15 protein-coding genes are annotated in these 21,935 nt (G+C 39.0%); 8 read left to right on the top strand and 7 right to left on the bottom strand.

Annotated elements, in window-relative coordinates:
- Nucleotides 1-4 precede the first annotated feature (4 nt).
- Nucleotides 5-895 (bottom strand): pseudouridine synthase, encoded by an 891-nt coding sequence (locus Q0948_RS12135; RefSeq protein ID WP_038599021.1) that lies wholly within the window; start codon nucleotides 893-895, stop codon nucleotides 5-7.
- 203 nt (nucleotides 896-1,098) lie between these two features.
- On the opposite strand from Q0948_RS12135, the gene Q0948_RS12130 reads away from it, so the two are divergent.
- Nucleotides 1,099-1,722 carry a biopolymer transporter ExbD gene (locus Q0948_RS12130; RefSeq protein ID WP_298353036.1) on the top strand — a complete coding sequence of 208 codons (624 nt, stop codon included), beginning with the start codon at nucleotides 1,099-1,101 and terminating at the stop codon, nucleotides 1,720-1,722.
- A gap of 47 nt (nucleotides 1,723-1,769) precedes the next feature.
- Here Q0948_RS12130 and Q0948_RS12125 read toward each other — a convergent pair whose 3' ends face one another.
- The gene (locus Q0948_RS12125; RefSeq protein ID WP_298353033.1) at nucleotides 1,770-2,729 is read right to left on the bottom strand and encodes a carbon-nitrogen hydrolase family protein; all 960 of its coding nucleotides are present in this window, start codon (nucleotides 2,727-2,729) and stop codon (nucleotides 1,770-1,772) included.
- A 178-nt stretch (nucleotides 2,730-2,907) separates the two neighbouring features.
- Between Q0948_RS12125 and Q0948_RS12120 the strand changes: the two genes are divergently transcribed.
- Both Q0948_RS12120 and Q0948_RS12115 read left to right on the top strand, forming a co-directional pair.
- On the top strand, nucleotides 2,908-4,194 hold the full coding sequence (locus Q0948_RS12120; RefSeq protein WP_298353030.1) for a putative DNA modification/repair radical SAM protein: 1,287 nt from the start codon (nucleotides 2,908-2,910) through the stop codon (nucleotides 4,192-4,194).
- Nucleotide 4,195: 1 nt separating this feature from the next.
- Nucleotides 4,196-4,966, top strand: coding sequence for a TIGR03915 family putative DNA repair protein (locus Q0948_RS12115; RefSeq protein WP_298353027.1), 771 nt, complete (start codon nucleotides 4,196-4,198; stop codon nucleotides 4,964-4,966).
- A gap of 46 nt (nucleotides 4,967-5,012) precedes the next feature.
- On the opposite strand, the gene Q0948_RS12110 is transcribed toward Q0948_RS12115, so the two are convergent.
- Nucleotides 5,013-5,462, bottom strand: a complete 450-nt coding sequence (locus Q0948_RS12110) for a nucleoside deaminase (RefSeq protein ID WP_035327102.1) — start codon at nucleotides 5,460-5,462, stop codon at nucleotides 5,013-5,015.
- A 53-nt stretch (nucleotides 5,463-5,515) separates the two neighbouring features.
- On the opposite strand from Q0948_RS12110, the gene Q0948_RS12105 reads away from it, so the two are divergent.
- The gene (locus Q0948_RS12105) at nucleotides 5,516-7,279 is read left to right on the top strand and encodes a 1-deoxy-D-xylulose-5-phosphate synthase (RefSeq protein WP_298353023.1); all 1,764 of its coding nucleotides are present in this window, start codon (nucleotides 5,516-5,518) and stop codon (nucleotides 7,277-7,279) included.
- A 55-nt stretch (nucleotides 7,280-7,334) separates the two neighbouring features.
- On the opposite strand, the gene Q0948_RS12100 is transcribed toward Q0948_RS12105, so the two are convergent.
- Both Q0948_RS12100 and dgt read right to left on the bottom strand, forming a co-directional pair.
- Complete coding sequence (locus Q0948_RS12100; RefSeq protein ID WP_298353020.1) at nucleotides 7,335-10,037, bottom strand: T9SS-dependent M36 family metallopeptidase; 2,703 nt, start codon at nucleotides 10,035-10,037, stop codon at nucleotides 7,335-7,337.
- A gap of 83 nt (nucleotides 10,038-10,120) precedes the next feature.
- Entirely contained in the window at nucleotides 10,121-11,452 is a 1,332-nt protein-coding gene (gene dgt, locus Q0948_RS12095; protein WP_298353377.1) for a dGTP triphosphohydrolase, read from the bottom strand.
- Between the two features lie 230 nt (nucleotides 11,453-11,682).
- On the opposite strand from dgt, the gene Q0948_RS12090 reads away from it, so the two are divergent.
- Together Q0948_RS12090 and Q0948_RS12085 are read left to right on the top strand one after the other, a co-directional pair.
- Entirely contained in the window at nucleotides 11,683-12,933 is a 1,251-nt protein-coding gene (locus tag Q0948_RS12090) for a hypothetical protein (protein WP_298353018.1), read from the top strand.
- A gap of 85 nt (nucleotides 12,934-13,018) precedes the next feature.
- The gene (locus Q0948_RS12085; RefSeq protein ID WP_298353015.1) at nucleotides 13,019-15,838 is read left to right on the top strand and encodes a TonB-dependent receptor; all 2,820 of its coding nucleotides are present in this window, start codon (nucleotides 13,019-13,021) and stop codon (nucleotides 15,836-15,838) included.
- Nucleotides 15,839-15,940: 102 nt separating this feature from the next.
- Here Q0948_RS12085 and Q0948_RS12080 read toward each other — a convergent pair whose 3' ends face one another.
- Nucleotides 15,941-16,306: a nicotinic acid mononucleotide adenyltransferase gene (locus tag Q0948_RS12080; protein ID WP_298353013.1), complete on the bottom strand. Its 366-nt coding sequence runs from the start codon at nucleotides 16,304-16,306 to the stop codon at nucleotides 15,941-15,943.
- 330 nt (nucleotides 16,307-16,636) lie between these two features.
- Between Q0948_RS12080 and Q0948_RS12075 the strand changes: the two genes are divergently transcribed.
- Together Q0948_RS12075 and Q0948_RS12070 are read left to right on the top strand one after the other, a co-directional pair.
- Nucleotides 16,637-18,874: an inorganic phosphate transporter gene (locus Q0948_RS12075; RefSeq protein ID WP_298353010.1), complete on the top strand. Its 2,238-nt coding sequence runs from the start codon at nucleotides 16,637-16,639 to the stop codon at nucleotides 18,872-18,874.
- A 205-nt stretch (nucleotides 18,875-19,079) separates the two neighbouring features.
- Nucleotides 19,080-19,232 carry a hypothetical protein gene (locus Q0948_RS12070; protein ID WP_169741093.1) on the top strand — a complete coding sequence of 51 codons (153 nt, stop codon included), beginning with the start codon at nucleotides 19,080-19,082 and terminating at the stop codon, nucleotides 19,230-19,232.
- Nucleotides 19,233-19,306: 74 nt separating this feature from the next.
- On the opposite strand, the gene Q0948_RS12065 is transcribed toward Q0948_RS12070, so the two are convergent.
- Complete coding sequence (locus tag Q0948_RS12065; protein ID WP_298353004.1) at nucleotides 19,307-21,931, bottom strand: ribonucleoside-diphosphate reductase subunit alpha; 2,625 nt, start codon at nucleotides 21,929-21,931, stop codon at nucleotides 19,307-19,309.
- Nucleotides 21,932-21,935 lie beyond the last annotated feature (4 nt).

The raw sequence follows: 21,935 nt of genomic DNA, 5'->3' as shown, positions 1-21,935 counted from the left end.
TCTATTAACCGTTTTTAAGATTGATCACCTCTTGTTTTGTAAGGTGACGCCAGTGACCACGTGGTAAGTCTTTCTTAGTTAATCCTGCTATAGTAACACAGTCTACACGCACCACCTCATAATTAAGATGTTCAAAAATAGTACGTATAATACTATTACCTGTATTTTTAATACGAAGTCCTACTTCTTTCTTAGGAGCTCCATCTACAAAGCTTATTTCCTCTACCATTATCGTCTTACCTCCTATTTTGAGGCCTTCTCTTATACGCTCTGCATCTGCAGCTTTAAGATTATTAGATAATTCTATATGGTATAATTTATCTACTCCCTTTTTTGAGTTTGTAAATCGTTGTACAAGCTCATCATCGTTAGTAAAGAGTAGTAACCCCATTGCGTTGCGCCCTAGTCTACCTATAGGTTGTATACGTGATTTTGTAGATCCCGCTACGAGGTCCATCACCGTATTACCTTTATCATTACTTGTAGTGGTTGCAAATCCTTTAGGCTTATTAAGTAATACATATGCCTTTGCCTCTGGGTTAATACGACGCCCGTCAAAACGTACATCATCTTCAATTTTTACTTGGTAACCCATCTCATTAATCACCTTACCATTTACGGTAACTTGACCTATAGATATATACATATCTGCCTCTCTACGAGAACATACTCCAGAGTTTGCTATATATTTATTAAGACGCATCGTCCCATCATCCTTCTTACGTTGCGTTTGTTTTTTTGGTGCATCAAAGGCTTTATCTTTTGCCTTTGCGGTAGGTCTTCCTCCTTGTTTACGTACGGGTTGTGTGCCACGAGAACCGCTTTTTTGCTTTCCTCCTGCGCCACTACGTCCAGATGGTTTTCCTTTTCCTCGATTATCTGCTCCTCTGCTCATTACATTTTATTTAAGCTACAAAGGTAAGATTTAGTCTGTTGTGATTAGTAGTATGTGTGTAGAATGTTGTGATAACCGCTTTCGCGAAAGCAATATAAGCCCACCACACCGCCTCAATATCATAAGTCACTCATTTTAAAACAGCTGCTTCGGCACAGAACTTGATTCTGTATAGGTGTTCAACATTTTTAAAACTTTATATTATGAGAAGACGTACTACTCCAGAAGTAAATGCGGGGTCTATGGCAGACATTGCATTCTTATTACTTATTTTTTTCTTAGTCACCACCACCATCGAAAAGGACAAAGGCATCGCCAGGCAGCTACCACCAGCACTCACAGATGCTACCGAAGCTCACGTAAAAGAAAAAAATCTATTACAAATTATGGTCAATCCTGAAAATGAAATTCTTGTAGAAGAAAAACGAGTCTCTATTACAGATCTAAAAGAGGTGGTTATTGCATTTTTAGATAACGGCGGCATACCACTGGGTATGGAAGGCCATTGTGATTATTGTCTAGGTGAGCATAGCCTACTCTCTTCAGATAATCCTCAAAAGGCAGTAATATCCCTCGCTCCAGATAGACTTACAGACTATAACACCTATATACAGGTGCAAGCTCAACTCACTGCGGCTTATGAAGGTTTGCGCCAGAGAGCATATAAGCGATTATACAAACAAGACTATTCATCTATTAACAAAGCGGTGCGAGAAGGCACCTATAATGGCAATCTAGAGAAAGTAAAAATGCAACTTAAAAAAGTGCGTTCCCTTTACCCGATGCTCATCTCTGAAGCTACTACAAAAAGAGAGTTAAGACTGTAAACTCATAAAAGAGGTGTAATCATAATCTGGATTACACCTCTTTTACATTAATCATTAAACTTAACTACCCGCTGGCGTTCTCTGTTTACTGTAAGCTGGGTTACATCTGGACGTGAGTAGTGACCTGATGGGTCAAAGTTTTGTCGCTCCTCATATACCTTATTAAAATCTAGGGTGTGATAAATATTACCTTCTGTTGTGATATTTGGTGGCAGTATAAACTCTCCATCTGGCCCGGCAATACAAGAACCTCCGTTTGAAGAAACTTCTGGAGCACGTTTTAAAACTTCTTGTAAATGTGGTGTCTCCTTTGGAAAATCTGTTGCGATTGCCATTCTACTTGATACCGATATAACATAACTGCGCGACTCGCGAGCAATGAATCGTGTGATGTCTTTTGTATTATAATCACTGCCTGGCCATACAGCTATGTGCAGGTTTTCTCCCTGTGCATACATTGCAGCACGCGGTAGCGGCATCCAGTTCTCCCAGCAATTAAGTCCACCTACAGTAAATTGTTTAAGCGGGTGTACTCGTAAACCGTGACCATCACCCGGAGCCCAGGTAAGGCGCTCATCATACGTAGGCTGTAACTTGCGGTGTACAGATTGTATAACGCCTTCTTGATCTATATACACAAGAGAACAATATAGACTAGCTCCACCCCTATCCATTGGTTTTTCTATAATTCCAAGATATATTGCAATATTATAATTTTGAGCAAGATCACATATATCTTGTAAATCCCCTCGTTCTATATCTACCGCATTTCTAGTATAGTGTGCGTGAAGCTCTTTTACCACCTTAGTGTCCCAAGCAGCTCCATCTGTAAGTGATAACCAGTATGGGTAACCTGGCAAAAGCCCCTCACCAAAAACGATGAGCTCTGCATCATTTGAAGCCGCTTCTATTATAGCTGTTTTTATTTTCTCAATCGTGGCATCTCGATCTCCCCAGACTGGAGCGATTTGAGCAAGGGCAACTTTAAGGTGGTTAGGCTGTGACATATAGTGGTTATGGTTTGTTTAAATAGGTTATCATCATTAAAAATACATAATAGTAGTCGATGATAAGTGATTACGCTTTCGCGAAAGCGCACAAAAAGATTTCAAAATCGTTCACTATAATTAGGAATCTATCTTATTGTTAGGAATATTTCCATAATTTTGACATAAATCCTAAATTATGAATTTTGAACGTATTAAAGAAAAACTAAACATCCTTGCAGATGCTGCAAAGTATGATGTCTCTTGCTCCTCTAGTGGTAGTAAGCGTGCAAATAAAAATAAAGGTTTGGGAGACTCGAGTGGTATGGGCATTTGTCACACTTACACAGAAGATGGCAGGTGTGTGTCTTTACTTAAAATTTTACTTACCAACCACTGCATCTTTGACTGTGCATACTGCGTCACACGTAAGAGTAATGATATAAAGCGAGCTGCATTTAAAGTTCAAGAGGTGGTAGATCTTACCATTAACTTTTACCGCCGTAATTATATAGAAGGATTGTTTTTGAGCAGTGGCATTTTTAAAAATGCAGACTATACAATGGAGCGACTTGTTGCTGTGGCAAAAAAGTTGCGCGAGGAAGAAAACTTTAATGGGTACATACATCTCAAATCTATACCAGGAGCCAGTGACGAGCTTATGCGAGAGGCAGGTCTATATGCAGATAGATTATCTGTAAACATAGAGATCCCATCAGAAAAGGGATTAAAACTACTTGCACCAGATAAGAAACGGGAAGATTTTATAAAACCTATGCAAAAGGTAAAAAATGAAATCATACAGTACAAGAGCGAGAAGAAACTCATAAAAAGCACACCTATTTATGCTCCGGCAGGCCAGAGCACACAAATGATTATAGGTGCAAGCGGTGAGACAGATGCAGAGATTATGTATACCAGCGCATACTTTTACAAACAGTTTAAAATGAAACGCGTGTACTACTCTGGCTACATACCTATAAGCTATGACGAGCGTCTACCATCTATAGGCACAGAAGTACCTATGATGCGAGAAAACAGATTATACCAGACAGACTGGCTGTTGCGTTTTTACGGGTTTGACATACGTGAGTTACTCAATAAGGAGCACCCTAACCTTGAAACAGACATAGACCCAAAACTAAGCTGGGCACTACGCAATCTAGAACACTTTCCCGTAGATATTAATAAAGCAGACCGGAGAATGCTCGCACGCATACCAGGTATAGGGATGCGATCTGTGCATAAAATTATACAAGCACGCCGCTATAGAAAACTAAACTGGGAGCACCTTAAAGCGATAGGCATCTCTATGAACAGAGCGCAATATTTTCTCATATGTGACTCTTCAACTTTTGAGACCAAAGACCGTACTGCCGCACAATTAAAGAGCTTGATTATGGGAACATCTGGAAGCAAGTGGCGTGGTGCATATAGTAACCAGCTCAATCTTTTTGGCTCAAATGCTCCTTTAACAACCTCTTGATATGGGAATGATAGATCAATACATATATGATGGCACCTTTGAAGGTTTTCTTTCTTCGGTGTTTGAGGTATATGAGCGCAAACCTTTGGTGGTAAAAATAGTAAGCGAGCGCATCGCTACCGAAAATTTCTTTGATGAGGAGCACATTATCTACACAGATCAAGTAAAAGCAGACCGCGTATGGAAAGGCATACAAACCAAAATAGGCAAAAAAGCAGGCGACTGGATTTATCGAGCTTTCCTCAGTGAAAAACCAGATCGTGAGCGCGTGCTTCTACGCATTATAAAAAAAGGTTTTTTAGGACATCGGGTTACAGAAGATTATGCAGATGTAGATGTTTTGAGACTGAGCAATCTTGTAAAAATGGTGGGTCGAGAAAAACACAGAATGGATGCCTTTGTACGGTTTAAACTCACAAAAGACAATGTTTACTTTGCAGAGATAGAACCAGATTTTGACACGCTACCACTTAATGCGATTCACTTCAAAAATAGATATGCAGACCAAAAATGGCTCATTTATGACAGGTGCAGACATTATGGAGTGTACTATGACCTGCATAAAATCTCATACGTAAAGCTAGAGATTTCAAAAGATATAAATACGAGTGAGGCAGCGCCTTTTTATTTCACCCACGACGAGATGCACTATCAAGATCTATGGAAAAACTATTTTAAGAGCACTAATATTCCTTCAAGAAAGAATATGAGACTGCATTTACAACACGTACCTAGAAGATACTGGAAGTACCTTAGTGAGAAGCAGCCATAGCGATGGTTGCAATACTTAGTTCGCTTTCGCGAAAGCGTAACTACTACTAGTTAAGTCCGCGTTTATCTATAAAGAAGCGTTTCATTATTTGCTCACACTCGTGCGCGAGAATACCACGCTCCACTTTAGTTTTAGGATGCAAAGTTGTGCCCATTTTCTCATAACCACGACGTTCATCACTCGCTCCGTACACAATACGCCCTATCTGGCTCCAGTACAACGCTCCAGCACACATCTGGCAGGGCTCCAGCGTCACATACAAGGTGCACTGCTGCAAATATTTACCACCTATATAATTTGAAGCACTGGTAATAGCCTGCATCTCTGCGTGCGCAGTTACATCTGTGAGGCGCTCTGTAAGATTATGAGCTCTCGCTATAATCATATTATCTATCACAACAACAGCTCCCACGGGTATCTCACCTTGATCAAAAGCGGCTTGAGCCTCTTGTAGTGCTTTTTTCATAAAGTAGGTATCGTCGTATGGTTCTAGCATCTGTTGTGTTTTATAGAATATAAAAATACAGATTCAAGACGTACCTTTGTGCGATGCAAAAAAGTATTCTAGATACCATTTTAAGTCCAGCGGACTTACGCGCTTTAGCTCCGGAGCAATTACCAGTACTTGCCCAAGAGTTACGTAGGTTTATCATAGATATTATTGCTACCAAAGAAGGGCACCTAGGTGCAAGCTTAGGTGTTGTAGAACTTACCATAGCACTACACTATATATTTAACACACCTAGCGATAACCTGATTTGGGACGTAGGTCACCAAGCTTACGGGCATAAAATCCTTACAGGTCGTAAAGACATCTTTCATACTAATAGACAAAAAGATGGCATAAGTGGTTTTCCTAATAGAGGTGAGAGTATTTATGACACCTTTGGTACAGGTCACAGTAGTACCTCAATAAGTGCTGCACTGGGTATGGCGATGGCTGCTGGTCTCAAAGGAGCGCATAACCGTCACCACATAGCAGTAATAGGCGATGCATCTATAGCCAGTGGTATGGCTTTTGAAGGGCTTAATCACGCTGGAGTTACAGACGCAAACTTGCTTGTAATACTTAATGATAATGCTATAGGCATAGACCCTAGCGTAGGTGCTCTCAAGAGGTATCTTACAAACGTAAAAAAAGGTACCGCTCGTGAAGAAAATATTTTTGAGGCGCTTAATTTTAGTTACTTTGGGCCTGTAGATGGGCACGATTTAAATGCCTTAATTGAGGTTTTACAGGAGTTAAAGAAAACTAATGGCCCTAAATTTTTACACGTAATCACTACAAAAGGTAAAGGTCTCGCTCTCGCAGAGCGTGAGCAAATCACCTATCACGCCCCAGGCAAGTTTGATGCTACAACAGGCATTAGAGTGGCAAAAGATAGCACTCCACAGCCTCCTAAATATCAAGACGTTTTTGGCCACACCATTGTTGAGCTTGCTACTTTAAATAAAGAAATTATAGGTATCACACCAGCAATGCCTACCGGCAGCTCTCTCAAGTATATGATTGAAGCTTTTCCAGATAGAGCTTTTGACGTGGGTATTGCAGAGCAACACGCAGTAACACTTTCGGCAGGACTGGCAACGGAGGGTATGGTGGTTTTTTGCAATATATACTCAACGTTCTTACAACGTGCTTATGACCAAGTAATACACGACGTAGCGCTTCAAAACCTACCTGTTATCTTTTGTTTAGACAGGGCTGGGCTTGTGGGTCAAGATGGTGGCACGCATCAAGGAGTTTATGATCTAGCTTATCTTAACTGTATTCCTAATCTTATTATTTATGCGCCTAGCGATGAGATTGCTTTGCGTAATATAATGTACACTGCCCAGCAGGGTCTCGACCATCCTATTGCGATACGTTACCCTAGAGGGAGAGGTATTCATATAAACTGGCAATTACCATTTAAAGAAATATCTATAGGTAAAGGTTACAACGTTATCAAAGGAAAGAAGACTGCTGTTATAACTTTAGGTAGCATTCTCAAAAATGTACTGGCCGCAGTAAACGAGGTAAATGCAAGTTGCAGTGTGTATGATATGGGATTTTTAAAACCGCTAGACAAGGCGCTACTAGACACTATTTTTACCACTTATGAGCATATCATTACTGTAGAAGATGGTTCAAAAATAGGCGGTCTAGGTAGTAGCGTGGGTGATTACGCTTTCGCGAAAGCGTACAAAGGATCCCTTACCATCTTAGGCATACCCGATACTTTTATAGAACACGCTACGGTAGAGCAGCAATATGAAGAAGCTGGTATTTCTGTAGCTTCACTTTCTTTACTTCTTAAAAACTTCGCATAAAAAAAATCGGCAGGCTTGTGACCTACCGATTTTAAATAATTTAGACTTAAAGCTACTACTCAATAATGAGTTTTGTAGTCTCAGTCCCTAAGTCTGTCTGTACTTGTAGTAAATATATACCTGTTGCCAGACCTTCTGCCTGTAATCTTACTGTATCTTGAAGAACAACATCTTTTGAGAATACTGTACGACCATTAATATCAACAATCTTCACCGTACCAGCTCCTTGAGGAGTTGCTACTGCAATGTTTATCTCTCCATTAGAAGGGTTAGGGAAGATACTAAATACACCGTCTCCTACCTCTGCAACAGAAAGTGGACCATTACAAGGGTTTAAGTTATCTGGTGGTAAATCTGTAGCAGATGTACCATCTTCTCTTTCTCTCCAGTCACCTTGATCTGCAGACCATCCTAAACCTCTATTTGCAAAAGAATTCCATATGATACAACCCACGGCTGCCTTTTCATCTTCATCTGCTAGGTAAGGACTCATCTCTACAGCTGCTAGTATGGCATCACGACCATCTACAAATCCTGGGTTACAAGGTTGTAACTTAAGACCATCTATCACTAATTGTAATGCGATGTTATTACCTCCTGTACCGTTGTAAATATCTGCATCAAAACCATATTCTTCTATAAGATTCCAAGTCATATCCCAGATCATAGTCGTCCAAACATAACCTACTGGGTGTGGAGCCGTTGTATTTTCAAAAGTTGCTACACTATCATAAGTTGAGTTGTTTATAGCAAGATCTGTGCTATAAGGAGTAGGTCTTATTCCTCCACCATCTGTATCTTCACCTACCGCAAAAGTTCCTACGCCACGTATATCTGCTCCAGTATCTCCTTCTTGCATAGTTACCATTAGTCCAAAATAATCTGACCATCCTTCGCTCATCACCTCTGTAGCCTTACCAGCAACACAACCATCATTATCAAATTCAACACAAGTACGCATACAGTTAGCATTATTTCTACCACCTGTAAGTCTATTTGAAACACCGTGACCATACTCGTGAGCTATAATTCCATTATCAAGATCACCATCTACTTGGTATGGCCCTGTAAATAAAATAGATGCGTTTACTGTTTCGCCAGCTAGTAATGCAGCTATGATAGCCTCACCATCTTCTAATGAGACCATTAGGTTAGGTATTGTTACCTGATCTCCTACAGCTCCAGGAGCCATTGCGATAGGCGCATCTGCCACGTTATTTACTACGATAACAGCTACGGCACCAGCATTTTCGGCAGCAAGTACTTTAACTCCAAACTCACAAGCTCCTCTTCTTAGGACAGCAATTTTACCCACAAGGTCCTCGCCATTTGTAATAACATCACAAGCATCATACTCATCTGTAGAGTCTGCACCAGAGTTATCATCTATAGTAAGTACAAGATCTCCTACAATAGCCTCATCTTCTGGGATAGGTGCTCCAAACTGCGAAGGAACTCCAACATAACCACCTGCTAAAGGACCCTCAGCAATCGTTACCAGATCACCAGGAGGACCTGATGCAGAAAACAAGAACATTTGCATTCTTGGATTAAATCCATCTGGTGGTGTTGCAAAGTTTGCATTATTAAGTCCAGATCCATCTTGAGCATCTGCCACTACAAAATCATCACCATCTGCCATACCTGTATAATTGGTTTGTTGAAAATTCCCATTTTCTTCATCAAAACCATATTGGTATAAAACGTCGTGCATTATATTATTCCAATAGAATAGGTTAGTTGTCGCTGCATCTAACATATTTACAGGATTTGTATCAAAATTATAGGGGAAGTCAAAACTTAAAGCTTCTCCACCATCTGGTGATGAGCCAATGGTCGTTTCATTATCACCGGCAGTGTCATCAAGTGCATATACATTATTACCTCTTGTAATTGTAAACTCTGCTCCCTCTACTCCATCTGTATCGTGCCACCCAAAAGGTGATGCAAGTGCATCTTGTGGTTCTACTACTAAAGCAGCATCTCCGTGATTAGGACTTTCAAAAGGAAGTGGATAAACAAAATACTGTTCTCCAGCTAAGGCTGCATTTGCTTGATTTGCCTTAAAAAGTGTAAAGTTGTTTTCTTCTTTTACTTTTCGGCTTGTAACAGCTTTGTGATTATGTGTTCCAAAAGAACAAGAAACCACCCAGTCATTCTGGTCAAGAATCTCTCCACTGCTTGCATCTATGCGCACACTCCACCAGTGTTTACCGTCTAGGGTATGGATGTTAAGGTCCCAAGCTAGCACAAGTGCATCACCTACCGGCACGTAAACAAGCTCTACAGGTACATCTTCTAGAGAAACATTACCCGTATTAAGTAAGAACTCCTTGGTAGTAACGGTTTCAATTAATGAGAAAGAACCTGTACCTAATCCTAATCTCGTTGCTGCAGATGCTGCCGCTTGCAAAGGATTAAGTTGTGGAACCGTTGCATTAACACGTGAAGCTACGTTTGCCTCTAGTGTATTTGTCATATAAACGAGCTCTTGACCATTAAAAGCACCGTTTACAGCAGCATTAAAAATAGAAATATCATTGTATTTCTGTCCGGCATACACGTGTGTGATGCCTGTTTTTTGCGTTCTAGACTGACTGTACACATACAAGTCGTCTACATCTGAGGTTGTAATTCCAGACTCAGATCTTTGATTGATTAATTGTTCTTGCAATAGGGATACATAATCTTGGGCCTGCAAACCAGCAGCGCCAAACAAGAAAAGAATAGCAAGAAATTTTGAGTAATGTTTAAGCATATATTTAGGATTTTAGTAAGCTGGGTAAAGTTATGCTAACAAATGTGTTAATACAAATGCAAAATAATGATTAACAGTCTTGTTTAACTAGAAATATTCATTCCCTTAAGCTGTTCAAAAATTTTCAACGACTTGCTATCTGTCATAACAGATACCTGATTGCATATTTCCAACAATTCTTGATAAAGGGAATTATCTTCTCCAGTACGTGTTTTAAATAATTGTATCACCAGCTTATCGTAGTGTGTCGGCTTTTCTGTAATAGCCTTACAACGCGCTGTTAATAATGTATTTAAAATTTCATATCCAGCAATCTCTTTTGAGATCACCTCATCACTCTGGTAAATATTTGAGACACTTATTTTAAGTACGTCGTTAATTTGTGCTTCATAACTAGATTTATCCAATAAACCTTTTGCAAAAATACCATTGAGTATAGCCTCTTCATTATCCATAAATATAGAAACGGCTTCATCTATTAAAGTTCCTATAGCAAGCGCACGTAAGTAACCTACTCGTGCAGACTTTTCAGTAAGAGCCGCATACTTAGACCTATTAATATGAGGAACTAACTTAATAAGATACTCTAATGCATACTCTTCTGGTATAAGTCCAAGGTTTATACCATCCTCAAAATCTATAATTGTATAACAGATATCATCTGCCGCCTCTACTAGAAATGTAAGTGGGTGCCTTGCATAACTTACATCTTCTCCTGTACGAGTCTGGATAAGTCCCAGCTCCTCTGCAACTTCTTTAAAAGCTTCCTTATCTTCTTGAAAGAAACCGTATTTCTTATCGGCTATATGCTTCGTAGGTTTATGAGGTAGTGACTCTTTTGGATATTTCATAAAAGTACCCAGAGTCGCATAAGAGAGTCTCAAGCCACCATCTGCACCAGGTCTTGACTCGGTAAGAATTTTAAATCCGTTTGCATTTCCTTCAAAGCTACAAAGGTCTTCATACTCCTTTTCTGTAAGCTCAGACTTAAATCGTTTACCCTCTCCATTTTTAAAAAAATCACCTATAGATTTCTCTCCAGAATGACCAAAGGGGGGATTACCTATATCGTGAGCCAGCGCAGCCGCAGCGACTATAGCTCCAAAATCATTCATCTTATAACCGTGTACTTCTGCCAGATGTGGGTATTTTTCTAAAATACGCTTACCTACTTGTCTTCCTAAAGACCTCCCTACAACAGCTACTTCAAGACTGTGTGTGAGTCGTGTATGAACAAAATCTGTTTTAGACAAAGGGATTACTTGTGTCTTATCTTGTAGACTCCTAAAAGCCGATGAAAATATAATACGATCATAGTCTACCTCAAAACCTAACCTCGTTTCATCTTGCTCTGCTCGTAATCTTTTATTTGTATCTCCCTGTCTTTTGAGTGAAAGCAGGCGTTCCCATTGCATCATAGTTATCTATTTCTTAAAGGTAGACAAGATAGTGGGTTTTACGCTTTCGCGAAAGCGTAATCTACATCTCCTCACAAATGTTAAGTAAACCAAACCCTCTTAACATTTAACTAACATAAATATTACCTGTTAATAAAGGAAGCGTAACACTCCCATAATCCACCCGCTAGAAAATGTGATGATATTTGCAGCGAACAAAACAAGATTCAAAACTAACTCGATTAACAATGAAAAAATTCTTTTTAAGCGTAGCATTCGCAAGTGCACTACTAGTAAGTTGTGGAGATGATGACCAACCAATAGTTATTACAGAACAGCCTACTGAAACACCAGGAGAGACAGTTAACGGAACTCTTACAGGTGAAATCAATGAGGATCTTACACTTACAGCAGATACAATCTGGGAACTAGATGGACGTGTTACAGTAACTGCTGGCAATACACTTACTATAGAGCCGGGAACAATCATAAAGGCCTTTGCAGGTCAAGAGGCAAACGCATCTGTACTTGTAATTGCAAGAGGAGCAAAAATAGAAGCAAACGGTACAGCAACTGCACCTATCATTATGACATCTGCTGCAGATGGAATTGCAGTAGGACAGACAGTAGGAACTCTTGATGAAAACACCCGTGGTTTATGGGGAGGGCTTATCGTACTAGGAAGAGCACCTATCTCTGAAGATGGTGATATAGAAGCAACACAAATTGAAGGTATCCCTGCAGATGATACAAACGGACTTTACGGAGGTACAGATGCTGCAGATGATTCTGGAACAATATCTTATGTTTCTATCCGTCACGGAGGAACATTAATAGGAGAAGGAAACGAAATTAACGGTCTTACACTAGGTGGTGTAGGTACAGGTACAACTGTAGATCACGTAGAGGTTGTAGGAAACGTAGATGACGGAGTAGAATTCTTTGGAGGAACAGTAAACGCTTCTAACCTTTTAGTATGGGCACAAGGAGATGACGGTCTTGATATCGACCAAGCTTACTCTGGAACTATCACAAACTCTGTAGTAGTAGCTGGAAACATTTCTGACCACGCACTTGAAATAGACGGACCAGAAGGATCTTTAAACGGTGCTTTTGTAATAGATGGTCTTACTATCATAGGTAGCGCTGATGCTCCAAATGGTGAGTATGCAGATTACCGTGATGGTGCTCAGGGAGCAACAAACAACGTATATGCTACAGGATTCCAAGATGGTAAAGATGTAGAGCTTGACAACAATGGAGTTGCTCAAAACTACATAGACGGTTTAGTAAGCTTCTCAAACTGGGTAGTAAACGGACCAACAGAGGCAAACAGCATCTTTGTAGAAAAAACTGGAGACGGTGAGTCTACAATAATCACTCCTTCATTTACAGATCAAGCTGCAGACTGGGCAACAACAGGAACATCTGGCGGTGCAGACCTTACAGTATTTGGATGGACATTTGCAGCAGCAAGTACATCTGGTGTGATTGACTAATTAATATAATATCACAATACACCAAAATTATCAATTGAGATTTGCCCGCTAGCTATAGCGGGCAATCTTATGAATTATAACACCTATGAAAACTTTAATTTATTCATTCTTTCTTTTAGTAACTGCCATAAGCTTACAAGCTCAAACTGGTACCATTGCAGGTACTGTAAATGACGGTCAACTTAATGACATTTTACCTTTTGCAAACATCCTCGTTCAAGGAACTACTAAAGGAACCACCTCAGACTTTGACGGTAAATACACGCTGGATGTCGAGCCAGGGACGTATGTAATCGAATTCTCGTTTGTGGGATACACTACACAACAAATTTCTGAAGTTGTGGTAAAAGAAGGAAGCACAACAGTACTAGACGTAACACTTTCTGGAGCGTCTCTAGACGAGGTTGTCATCACAACTACTGCACGTAAAAACACAGAACAATCTGTTTTGAATCTACAGAGAAAATCTGTGCAGTTACTAGATGGTCTTTCATTAGAAAGCATCAAAAAGAGTGGAGCAAGTAACGTAGCTTCTGCTGTACGTAATGTACCAGGGGTATCTGTACAAGGAGGTAAATATGTTTATGTACGTGGCCTTGGAGATCGCTACACAAAAACAATACTTAATGGTGTAGATGTACCAGGTCTAGATCCAGACCGTAATACACTACAACTAGACATCTTTCCATCATCACTACTTGAAAACATTATCGTAGTAAAATCATCTACTGCAGATCAACCTGCAGATTTTACAGGTGGAGTTGTAGATATTGTAACAAAAGACATCCCTAACGGAAAGCAGTCTAGCGCATCTATTGGGTTAGGTTACAATCCAGACTTTCACTTTAACAGTAATTACATCACTAACGAGTCTAGTGGTACTGACTTTTTAGGTTTTGATGACGGTTTACGTAGTAACCCTTTTAATGAGAACCAAGAATTCAACTTCCCTACCACTACGCCAAATACGGCAGAATTTCTTGCTGGAAGACTTAACCCTACCCTAGCAGCAGCACGTGAAAATAGTGGTGCAGATATGAGCCTGTCATTTACCACAGGTAACTCTTATGATGTAGGTGACAACAAACTCGGTTTCCTTGCTTCTGTTTCTTACAAAAACGAAACTACTTATTATGATGATTATGTAGATGGACAACGTTTTAGAAAAGATACAGATCCTAGTATTTTTGAGTTAAATACTGATAGAACGCAACAAGGTGAAAGAGGAGAAAACAATGTACTAATAAGTGCACTAGGAGGCCTATCGTACAAGACAGACCGCTCTAAGTATCGCTTTAATGTACTACACATACAAAATGGTGAGTCTGGAGCATCTCTCTTGACACAAACTAACCGTATAGATAACAGTAACACGGTTAAAAAAGACGTTCTTATTTACACAGAGCGTGCTCTTACTAACCTCTTTTTTAGTGGTAAACATACTAATGAAGATGCGAGCTGGACAACAGAGTGGAAATTATCTCCTACGTTTTCAAATGTAGATGATAAAGATTTCAGATCAACTCCTTTCTTAATTAATGAAGATTCTGGAGATTTTATTATAAGTCCATCTGAGTCTGGTGATGCTTCACGTTTTTTTAGAGAACTAGATGAAATAAATGTAGCAAGTAAATTAGACTTAACACGCAAGCACCAACTTTTTGAAAAAGATGCTAAGCTTAAATTTGGAGGAGCATTTACATACAAACAACGTGATTTTGCCACAATACGTTTTTCTACACCATTTAGAAACTTCGACTCTACGTTATTAAACGGAGATCCAAATGCTATTTTAGGGCAATATGCTTACAGCGCTACAGATGATTCTGGATTTTTTGTAAGAAAAGATTCAAACGAAAATGATTCTTTTGATTCTAATATGAATATTGCTGCGCTTTATGCGTCAGAAGAGTTTAGACCTTCTAGCTGGTTTACAGCAATTGTAGGTTTACGTGCAGAGAAGTTTGATCTTATTTATTCAGGACAAAACCAGAATGGACAAATCTTTGATGGTGAGAAAATTTTAGACAAATTTGATTTTTATCCGTCTGCAAACTTAATCTTTGATATGAATGAAGAAGGTGCTCAAAAACTGAGAGCTTCTTTTGCAAGAACAACGGCGAGACCATCATTTAAAGAAGCGTCTAATGCACAAATCTTTGACCCGATAAATAGTCTCTTGTTTATAGGTAACATAAATCTACAGCCTTCATATATAAACAACTTCGACCTTCGTTATGAGATTTACGGAGAAGAAGAAAAGAAGTTTGGACTAGGTGACTTCGTAGCACTTTCTGGGTTTTATAAGGAATTCAAAGATCCTATAGAACTAACATTCATTAAAGAAGCGACTGGGCAAATAACACCCAGAAACCTTGGTGACGCAGAGGTCTATGGTATAGAGCTTGAGGTACGTAAAAGTCTTGATATTATAGGACTTGACAATTTCTCTCTTAACGTAAACACATCTATCATTGAGTCTAATGAAACTTACAATGCTGATGAACTAATTTTTAGAGAAAACCTTTTAAGAGAAGGTGAAAGTCTAGGAGATGGCCGTGTACTACAAGGACAATCACCTTATTTACTAAATGCAGGTATTGCTTTTGAATCTAAAGAAACAGGATGGAAATCAGGCCTTTTTTACAACGTACAAGGTAAAACACTACAAATTGTTGCATCTGAAGAAGTACCAGATGTATATACACTTCCATTTAACGATCTTAAGTTTAACCTTTCAAAGTCCTTTGGAGAAGATCAAAATCAAACTATCACCTTTAAAGCTGGTAACTTACTTAATGATGACCGTGAGAGTGTTTTCCAATCGTTTGGAGCAGAAGACCAGTTATTCTCTAAGTGGAGCCCTGGACAAGATTTTAGCTTAAGCTACAGCTTTAAGTTTTAATCAACAATTATTTGAATTAGCCACAAAAAAAGGTCTCCATAGCGGAGACCTTTTTTTATAATATATGGGGGAAATATGTTCGCTTTCGCGAAAGCGTAAATATTATCTATTGCTTACTACTCGTGTCCCTTCGTTTTTCCAAGTGTTTACCTCTGCAACTCTAGAATCTCTATAGTTAACCTCTGTAAGCTTCTCTGATGACCAGAAAAACCAAGTACCTACTTTTTGTCCCTTATCGTATTGAGCTGTTGCTGTTTTGTTTCCATTACGATCAAAACTTGTCCATTCTCCTGTAATTTTACCATCCTTTGTAAAGTAACCCGTCTGACTTACCTCTCCTGTATCAAAATGAATTGTCGCCTCAATGACGTCTCCATTTTCTACGTATATGTTTTTTACAACATCCTCTTGTGCCTGTACAGAAACTACCATTAAAAGTGCTGCCGCTATCATCATTATCTTTTTCATATTCTTCGCTTTTTAATTATTTACCCTGTAAAGATAACTTAAACTTTACCATTAATCAACAATAAGGTAACTTTTTATTTACATAAAGTTTACATTAAATCTATATTTGTCTCATTTTCAATGATTTATATAATTTTTTTTAACAATTATAATTTACATACAGACAGATAGTTAGCATTAAAAAAGTCCATTTTACCATCACATTAGTAATAGTAATATTGTTCTTGACGCCCTAAAACTTCTTATCTTTCGCACGACTTAACCTTTAGATAATACCTAGGGTTTTTAGATTTAAGATTTTTGCACTTTTAGTCTTTTCAGTACGTTTTTATGGATAACATTTACATATTTATGATTGCCGCTCTTGCAATTCTTGCGATTGCAGACCTTGTAGTAGGAGTGAGTAATGATGCGGTAAACTTTTTAAACTCGGCTATAGGATCAAAAGCTGTCACGTTTAGAACAGTGATGATTGTTGCTAGTGTAGGTATTGCCTTTGGGGCTTTATCTTCAAGTGGTATGATGGAGGTTGCTCGTAAGGGTATTTTTGACCCTAGTCAGTTTTACTTCAATGAGATAATGATCATATTTATGGCAGTAATGATTACAGATATCATACTGCTAGATATTTTTAATAGTCTAGGTATGCCCACCTCTACTACCGTATCTATTGTATTTGAGCTTTTAGGCGCAGCCGTGGTGATGTCTATTATAAAGATTTCTAACAATAGTGACTCACTCTTACAACTGGGCGAGTATATTAATACTGATAAGGCTACAGAGATCATTTTAGGTATTTTACTCTCCGTCTTTATTGCATTTTCTGTAGGAGCTATTATACAGCTCATTACAAGAGTACTCCTTACTTTTGATTTTCAGAAAAAGGCATCTTGGGTTGCAGCTGTTTTTGGTGGTATTGCCGTGTCTGCAATTTCTTATTTTATCATCATAAAAGGGCTTAAAGGTGCAGATATACTTCCTCCTGCTTTTAGTAGCTGGGCAAATGAAAATCTTTTACAGTTTTTAGGAGCTAACTTTATTGTGTGGACCATACTATCTTGGGTATCACACGCAGTCTTAAAACAAAACATTTATAGACTTGTTATCATACTAGGAACTTTTGCACTTGCAATGGCATTTGCTGGTAATGACCTAGTAAACTTCATAGGTGTCCCTATGGCAGCTTATAACTCTTTTGGAGCGTGGTCTGGCTCTGGTATTTTACCAGATGCATTTAGTATGGAGCAACTGGCCGAAAAAGTACCTACACAACCTATACTCCTCCTCGTTGCAGGACTTATAATGGTGTTAACACTCTGGTTTAGTAAAAAGGCTAGACGCGTAGTAAAAACTTCTGTAGATTTATCACGCCAAGATGAAGTAAAAGAACGTTTTAAACCTAACTGGGTTTCTCAAAATCTAGTACGCCTAGTTATTATAGCAAATACTGGGGTTAATAAAATATTACCTGCTCCTATTAGAAATAGAATAAACAAAAGCTTTACCCCTGTTTTAATGACAAGCACAAAAGCAATAGACGCTCCAGCTTTTGATATGGTGCGTGCAGCAGTAAACCTGGTTGTTGCGAGTGTACTTATCTCAATAGCAACGGGTCTTAAATTACCATTATCTACCACCTACGTTACGTTTATGGTTGCAATGGGAACTTCTCTTGCAGATCGTGCGTGGGGAGCAGAGAGCGCCGTATATCGTGTTGCGGGAGTACTTAATGTAATAGGAGGATGGTTCTTAACAGCATTTAGCGCATTTACAGCGGCAGGTATCTTTGCATACTTAATGTACTTAGGTGGCAACCTAGCAATAATAGGTCTTTTTATACTCGCCATAGCTATGCTCGTACGTAACTATATAGCTACAAAAAAGAGTAATAAAAAAGCACAAATAGAAGAAGACTTACGTAAAGCAGAAAGCCAGACTATCTCTGGAATTATAGAAGAAAGTGCAGACAATATTGCAAAAACAATCTTACGTACCAATAAGATCTACACTGGTACTCTTAAAGGTCTTGCAAAAAATAAAGTGGGCAGCCTTAAGAAAAGTAGAGGTACCGTAGAGAAGCTCAATGATGAGATAGATGAACTACGCAACAACATCTTTTACTTTATAAAGAATCTTGAAGAAACCTCTGTACGTGGCTCTAATTTCTACATTGAGATATTAGGTTACCTAGAAGATATCACACAATCGCTAGAGTATATTGCAAAAGCTAGTTATAAGCACGTAAACAACAATCACAAACCACTACGTTTTACTCAAATTAAAGACCTACAAGAGATAGACAACAAGCTAAGTGAGTTCTTACAAGAAACAGCCACTGCCTTTAATGATCGTAACTATATGCGCATCGAGGCGCTTCTAGGTAAGAAGGATGAGCTTTATGGCCAGGTTACAGACAAGATCCAAAAACAAGTAGAACGTACCCGTTCTGAGGAGTCTTCTCCTAAGAATACGACTTTATACTTTGGTCTCCTTTTAGAGACAAAAGATCTTATAGAAGAGATTATGAATCTACTAGATTTATACAACACAGAACACAAGAGATCATAACAAGCATCTTTATTACATTAATAAAGCCCTATACGTCAAGTGTAGGGCTTTTTATATAATAAGTGGTGACATTACGCTTTCGCGAAAGCGTAACAGCCCTAAAAACGTTAATGATACGTCAAAACTCTTGTTAATAATACTTAACACACATCATATGCCGGACACCTCATTGTAACTTACTTATCTAACCAAAATATAAATAGATATGTCAGATATAATAAAAGATAAAGAAGACCCAACGGAAGAGTATTTACTTCAAGATAATAAGAAAACTCGTTTTGGAGCTACGTTTATAATCATCACATTAGTGATTCTCATAATTGCCGTAGCAGCGACCTATTTTGTATTAGGATTCTAAGATTAAAACTGTTTAAATAAAAAACGGCTCTCTATAAAATAGAGAGCCGTTTTTGGTTAGTTATGTTTGACGGTTTATGAACCGCACATTAAACAATCGTCATCACCTTCGGCAGCTTTTGCTTGTGCTATGATTGCTTTCATTTCTTCTGGCGTCATAGGGGCTGTGTTAGGCTGCTGTGCAGTAGTTTGCTCTTTAAGTTGTGCTTGCTGTGCTTCATAAGCAGGAGCTGGCTCTTCTAAGCTCATTTGCACTTGCATATCTGCAACGTTTTGCGCGTGTTGAGCAATAGCATCTACTTTAGATATCTCTGCTTGTGGAGCAGGTATAGGTGCTGGTGCTGGGGCTTGAGTTGCTGTAAGCGTTTGTGCAGCTCTTGCCGCTACTTGCTGTTTTGGCGCTGTAGGTGCAGTAACCGGAGCCTCTTTTTTCTTTGCAGAAAGTGTAAACTTCTTAGCATCTACCGCAGATTTTGTACGGAGGTAATACATACCTGTTTTTAATCCGCTTTGCCACGCGTAGAAATGCATAGAGGTAAGCTTTGCAAAGTTTGCCCCTTCCATAAATAAGTTAAGAGATTGTGACTGGTCAATAAAGTACCCTCTCTGGCGAGACATATCTATAATATCTTTCATAGACATTTCCCATACAGTTTTATACAGTTCTTTTAAGTCTGCAGGTATCACATCTATCCCTTGTATAGATCCATTTGCACGCATAATAGCTGCTTTAAGATCATCATTCCAAAGGTTAAGCGCCACGAGGTCTTCTAGTAGGTGCTTGTTTACCACAATAAACTCTCCAGACAGCACACGACGTGTATAAATATTAGAAGTATATGGTTCAAAAGCCTCGTTATTACCAAGTATTTGAGAAGTAGATGCTGTAGGCATAGGTGCTACAAGTAGTGAGTTACGCACACCGTGCTCCATTACTTCTTTACGAAGTGATGCCCAGTCCCAACGACCACTTAATTCCTCATCCTTTATATTCCATAGGTTATACTGGAACTCTCCTTGTGAGATAGGTGATCCTTCAAAACTTTGGTAAGGTCCTTCTACCTTAGCCATATCTTTTGAAGCTGTTACCGCTGCAAAATATAGTGTCTCAAAAATCTCTTGGTTAAGCTTTTTAGCCTCGTCGCTTGTAAAAGGTAAACGCAGTTTTATAAATGTATCTGCAAGACCCTGCACACCAAGTCCGATAGGACGGTGACGCATATTAGAGTTTTCTGCCTCAATTACTGGGTAGTAGTTACGATCTATTACCTTGTTAAGATTCTTTGTTGCACGTACCGTGATTTTATAAAGCTCTTCGTGATCAAAAGCACCGTTCTTTACAAACATAGGTAATGCTATAGATGCAAGGTTGCATACTGCCACCTCGTCTTCTGAGGTATACTCAAGAATCTCTGTACATAAGTTTGAAGAACGTATGGTACCAAGGTTTTTTTGGTTAGACTTACGGTTTGCAGCATCCTTGTAGAGCATATATGGTGTACCTGTCTCAATTTGAGACTCCATAATTTTCTCCCACAGTTCACGTGCTTTTATAGTCCTGCGACCTCTTTCTTCTTGTTCGTACTTTGTATAAAGCGCTTCAAACTCTTCACCGTGTACGTTAAAAAGGTCCGGACATTCATTAGGACACATAAGTGTCCACTTTCCATCCTCTTGTACTCGTTTCATAAACAAGTCTGAGATCCACATTGCATAAAAAAGATCACGGGCTCTCATCTCTTCTGCTCCGTGGTTTTTCTTAAGATCTAAGAAGTCAAAAATATCTGCGTGCCAAGGCTCCATATAGATTGCAAAAGAACCTTTACGTTTTCCTCCTCCTTGATCTACATAACGTGCCGTGTCATTAAACACTTTAAGCATAGGCACAATACCGTTAGACGTACCATTAGTACCTCCTATATATGCCCCCTTTGCACGTATGTTGTGTATAGATAACCCTATACCTCCTGCGCTTTGAGAAATCTTTGCTGTTTGTTTAAGTGTATCATATATACCTTCTATACTGTCATCCTTCATTGTAAGTAGGAAACAAGATGACATTTGAGGCTTAGGTGTACCTGAGTTAAATAATGTAGGTGTAGCGTGTGTAAAGTATTTTTTAGACATTAACATATATGTCTCCTTTGCTGCCTCTAGATCGTTAAGGTGAATCCCTATAGATACACGCATTAACATATGCTGAGGACGCTCTGCTATCTGACCGTTAATCTTAAGTAGGTATGAACGCTCAAGTGTTTTAAAACCAAAGTAATCATATCCAAAATCACGGTTGTAGATAATTGTTGAGTCTAGCTCATCTTTGTTATCCATAATGACTTTATACACCTCGTCTGCTACCATAGGTGCCTTTTTACCAGTACGTGGGTTTACGTATTGATAAAGGTCTGTCATCACTTCAGAAAATGACTTCTTTGTGTTCTTATGTAGGTTTGATACAGAGATACGTGCTGCAAGCTTTGCATAATCTGGGTGACTGGTAGTCATAGATGCTGCAGTTTCTGCTGCAAGGTTATCTAGCTCACTTGTAGTAACACCGTCGTACAACCCTTCTATAACACGCATTGAGATCTTTACCGGATCTACAAAATCACTTAGCTCGTAACATAACTTCTTTACCCTTGCGGTGATTTTGTCAAACATAACCGGTTCCTGACGGCCATCTCTTTTTACTACATACATACAC

This window comes from uncultured Dokdonia sp. (assembly GCF_947496725.1).
Classification (GTDB): domain Bacteria; phylum Bacteroidota; class Bacteroidia; order Flavobacteriales; family Flavobacteriaceae; genus Dokdonia.
The sequence above is the reverse complement of the archived record's forward strand: the minus strand, read 5'-3'. Positions and strand labels throughout refer to the sequence as shown.

Coding starts and splice junctions, on each gene's coding strand:
- Q0948_RS12135 (WP_038599021.1), bottom strand. CDS start 895: ATGAGCAGAGGAGCAGATAATCGAGGAAAAGGAAAACCATCTGGACGT.
- Q0948_RS12130 (WP_298353036.1), top strand. CDS start 1,099: ATGAGAAGACGTACTACTCCAGAAGTAAATGCGGGGTCTATGGCAGAC.
- Q0948_RS12125 (WP_298353033.1), bottom strand. CDS start 2,729: ATGTCACAGCCTAACCACCTTAAAGTTGCCCTTGCTCAAATCGCTCCA.
- Q0948_RS12120 (WP_298353030.1), top strand. CDS start 2,908: ATGAATTTTGAACGTATTAAAGAAAAACTAAACATCCTTGCAGATGCT.
- Q0948_RS12115 (WP_298353027.1), top strand. CDS start 4,196: ATGGGAATGATAGATCAATACATATATGATGGCACCTTTGAAGGTTTT.
- Q0948_RS12110 (WP_035327102.1), bottom strand. CDS start 5,462: ATGCTAGAACCATACGACGATACCTACTTTATGAAAAAAGCACTACAA.
- Q0948_RS12105 (WP_298353023.1), top strand. CDS start 5,516: ATGCAAAAAAGTATTCTAGATACCATTTTAAGTCCAGCGGACTTACGC.
- Q0948_RS12100 (WP_298353020.1), bottom strand. CDS start 10,037: ATGCTTAAACATTACTCAAAATTTCTTGCTATTCTTTTCTTGTTTGGC.
- dgt (WP_298353377.1), bottom strand. CDS start 11,452: ATGCAATGGGAACGCCTGCTTTCACTCAAAAGACAGGGAGATACAAAT.
- Q0948_RS12090 (WP_298353018.1), top strand. CDS start 11,683: ATGAAAAAATTCTTTTTAAGCGTAGCATTCGCAAGTGCACTACTAGTA.
- Q0948_RS12085 (WP_298353015.1), top strand. CDS start 13,019: ATGAAAACTTTAATTTATTCATTCTTTCTTTTAGTAACTGCCATAAGC.
- Q0948_RS12080 (WP_298353013.1), bottom strand. CDS start 16,306: ATGAAAAAGATAATGATGATAGCGGCAGCACTTTTAATGGTAGTTTCT.
- Q0948_RS12075 (WP_298353010.1), top strand. CDS start 16,637: ATGGATAACATTTACATATTTATGATTGCCGCTCTTGCAATTCTTGCG.
- Q0948_RS12070 (WP_169741093.1), top strand. CDS start 19,080: ATGTCAGATATAATAAAAGATAAAGAAGACCCAACGGAAGAGTATTTA.
- Q0948_RS12065 (WP_298353004.1), bottom strand. CDS start 21,931: ATGTATGTAGTAAAAAGAGATGGCCGTCAGGAACCGGTTATGTTTGAC.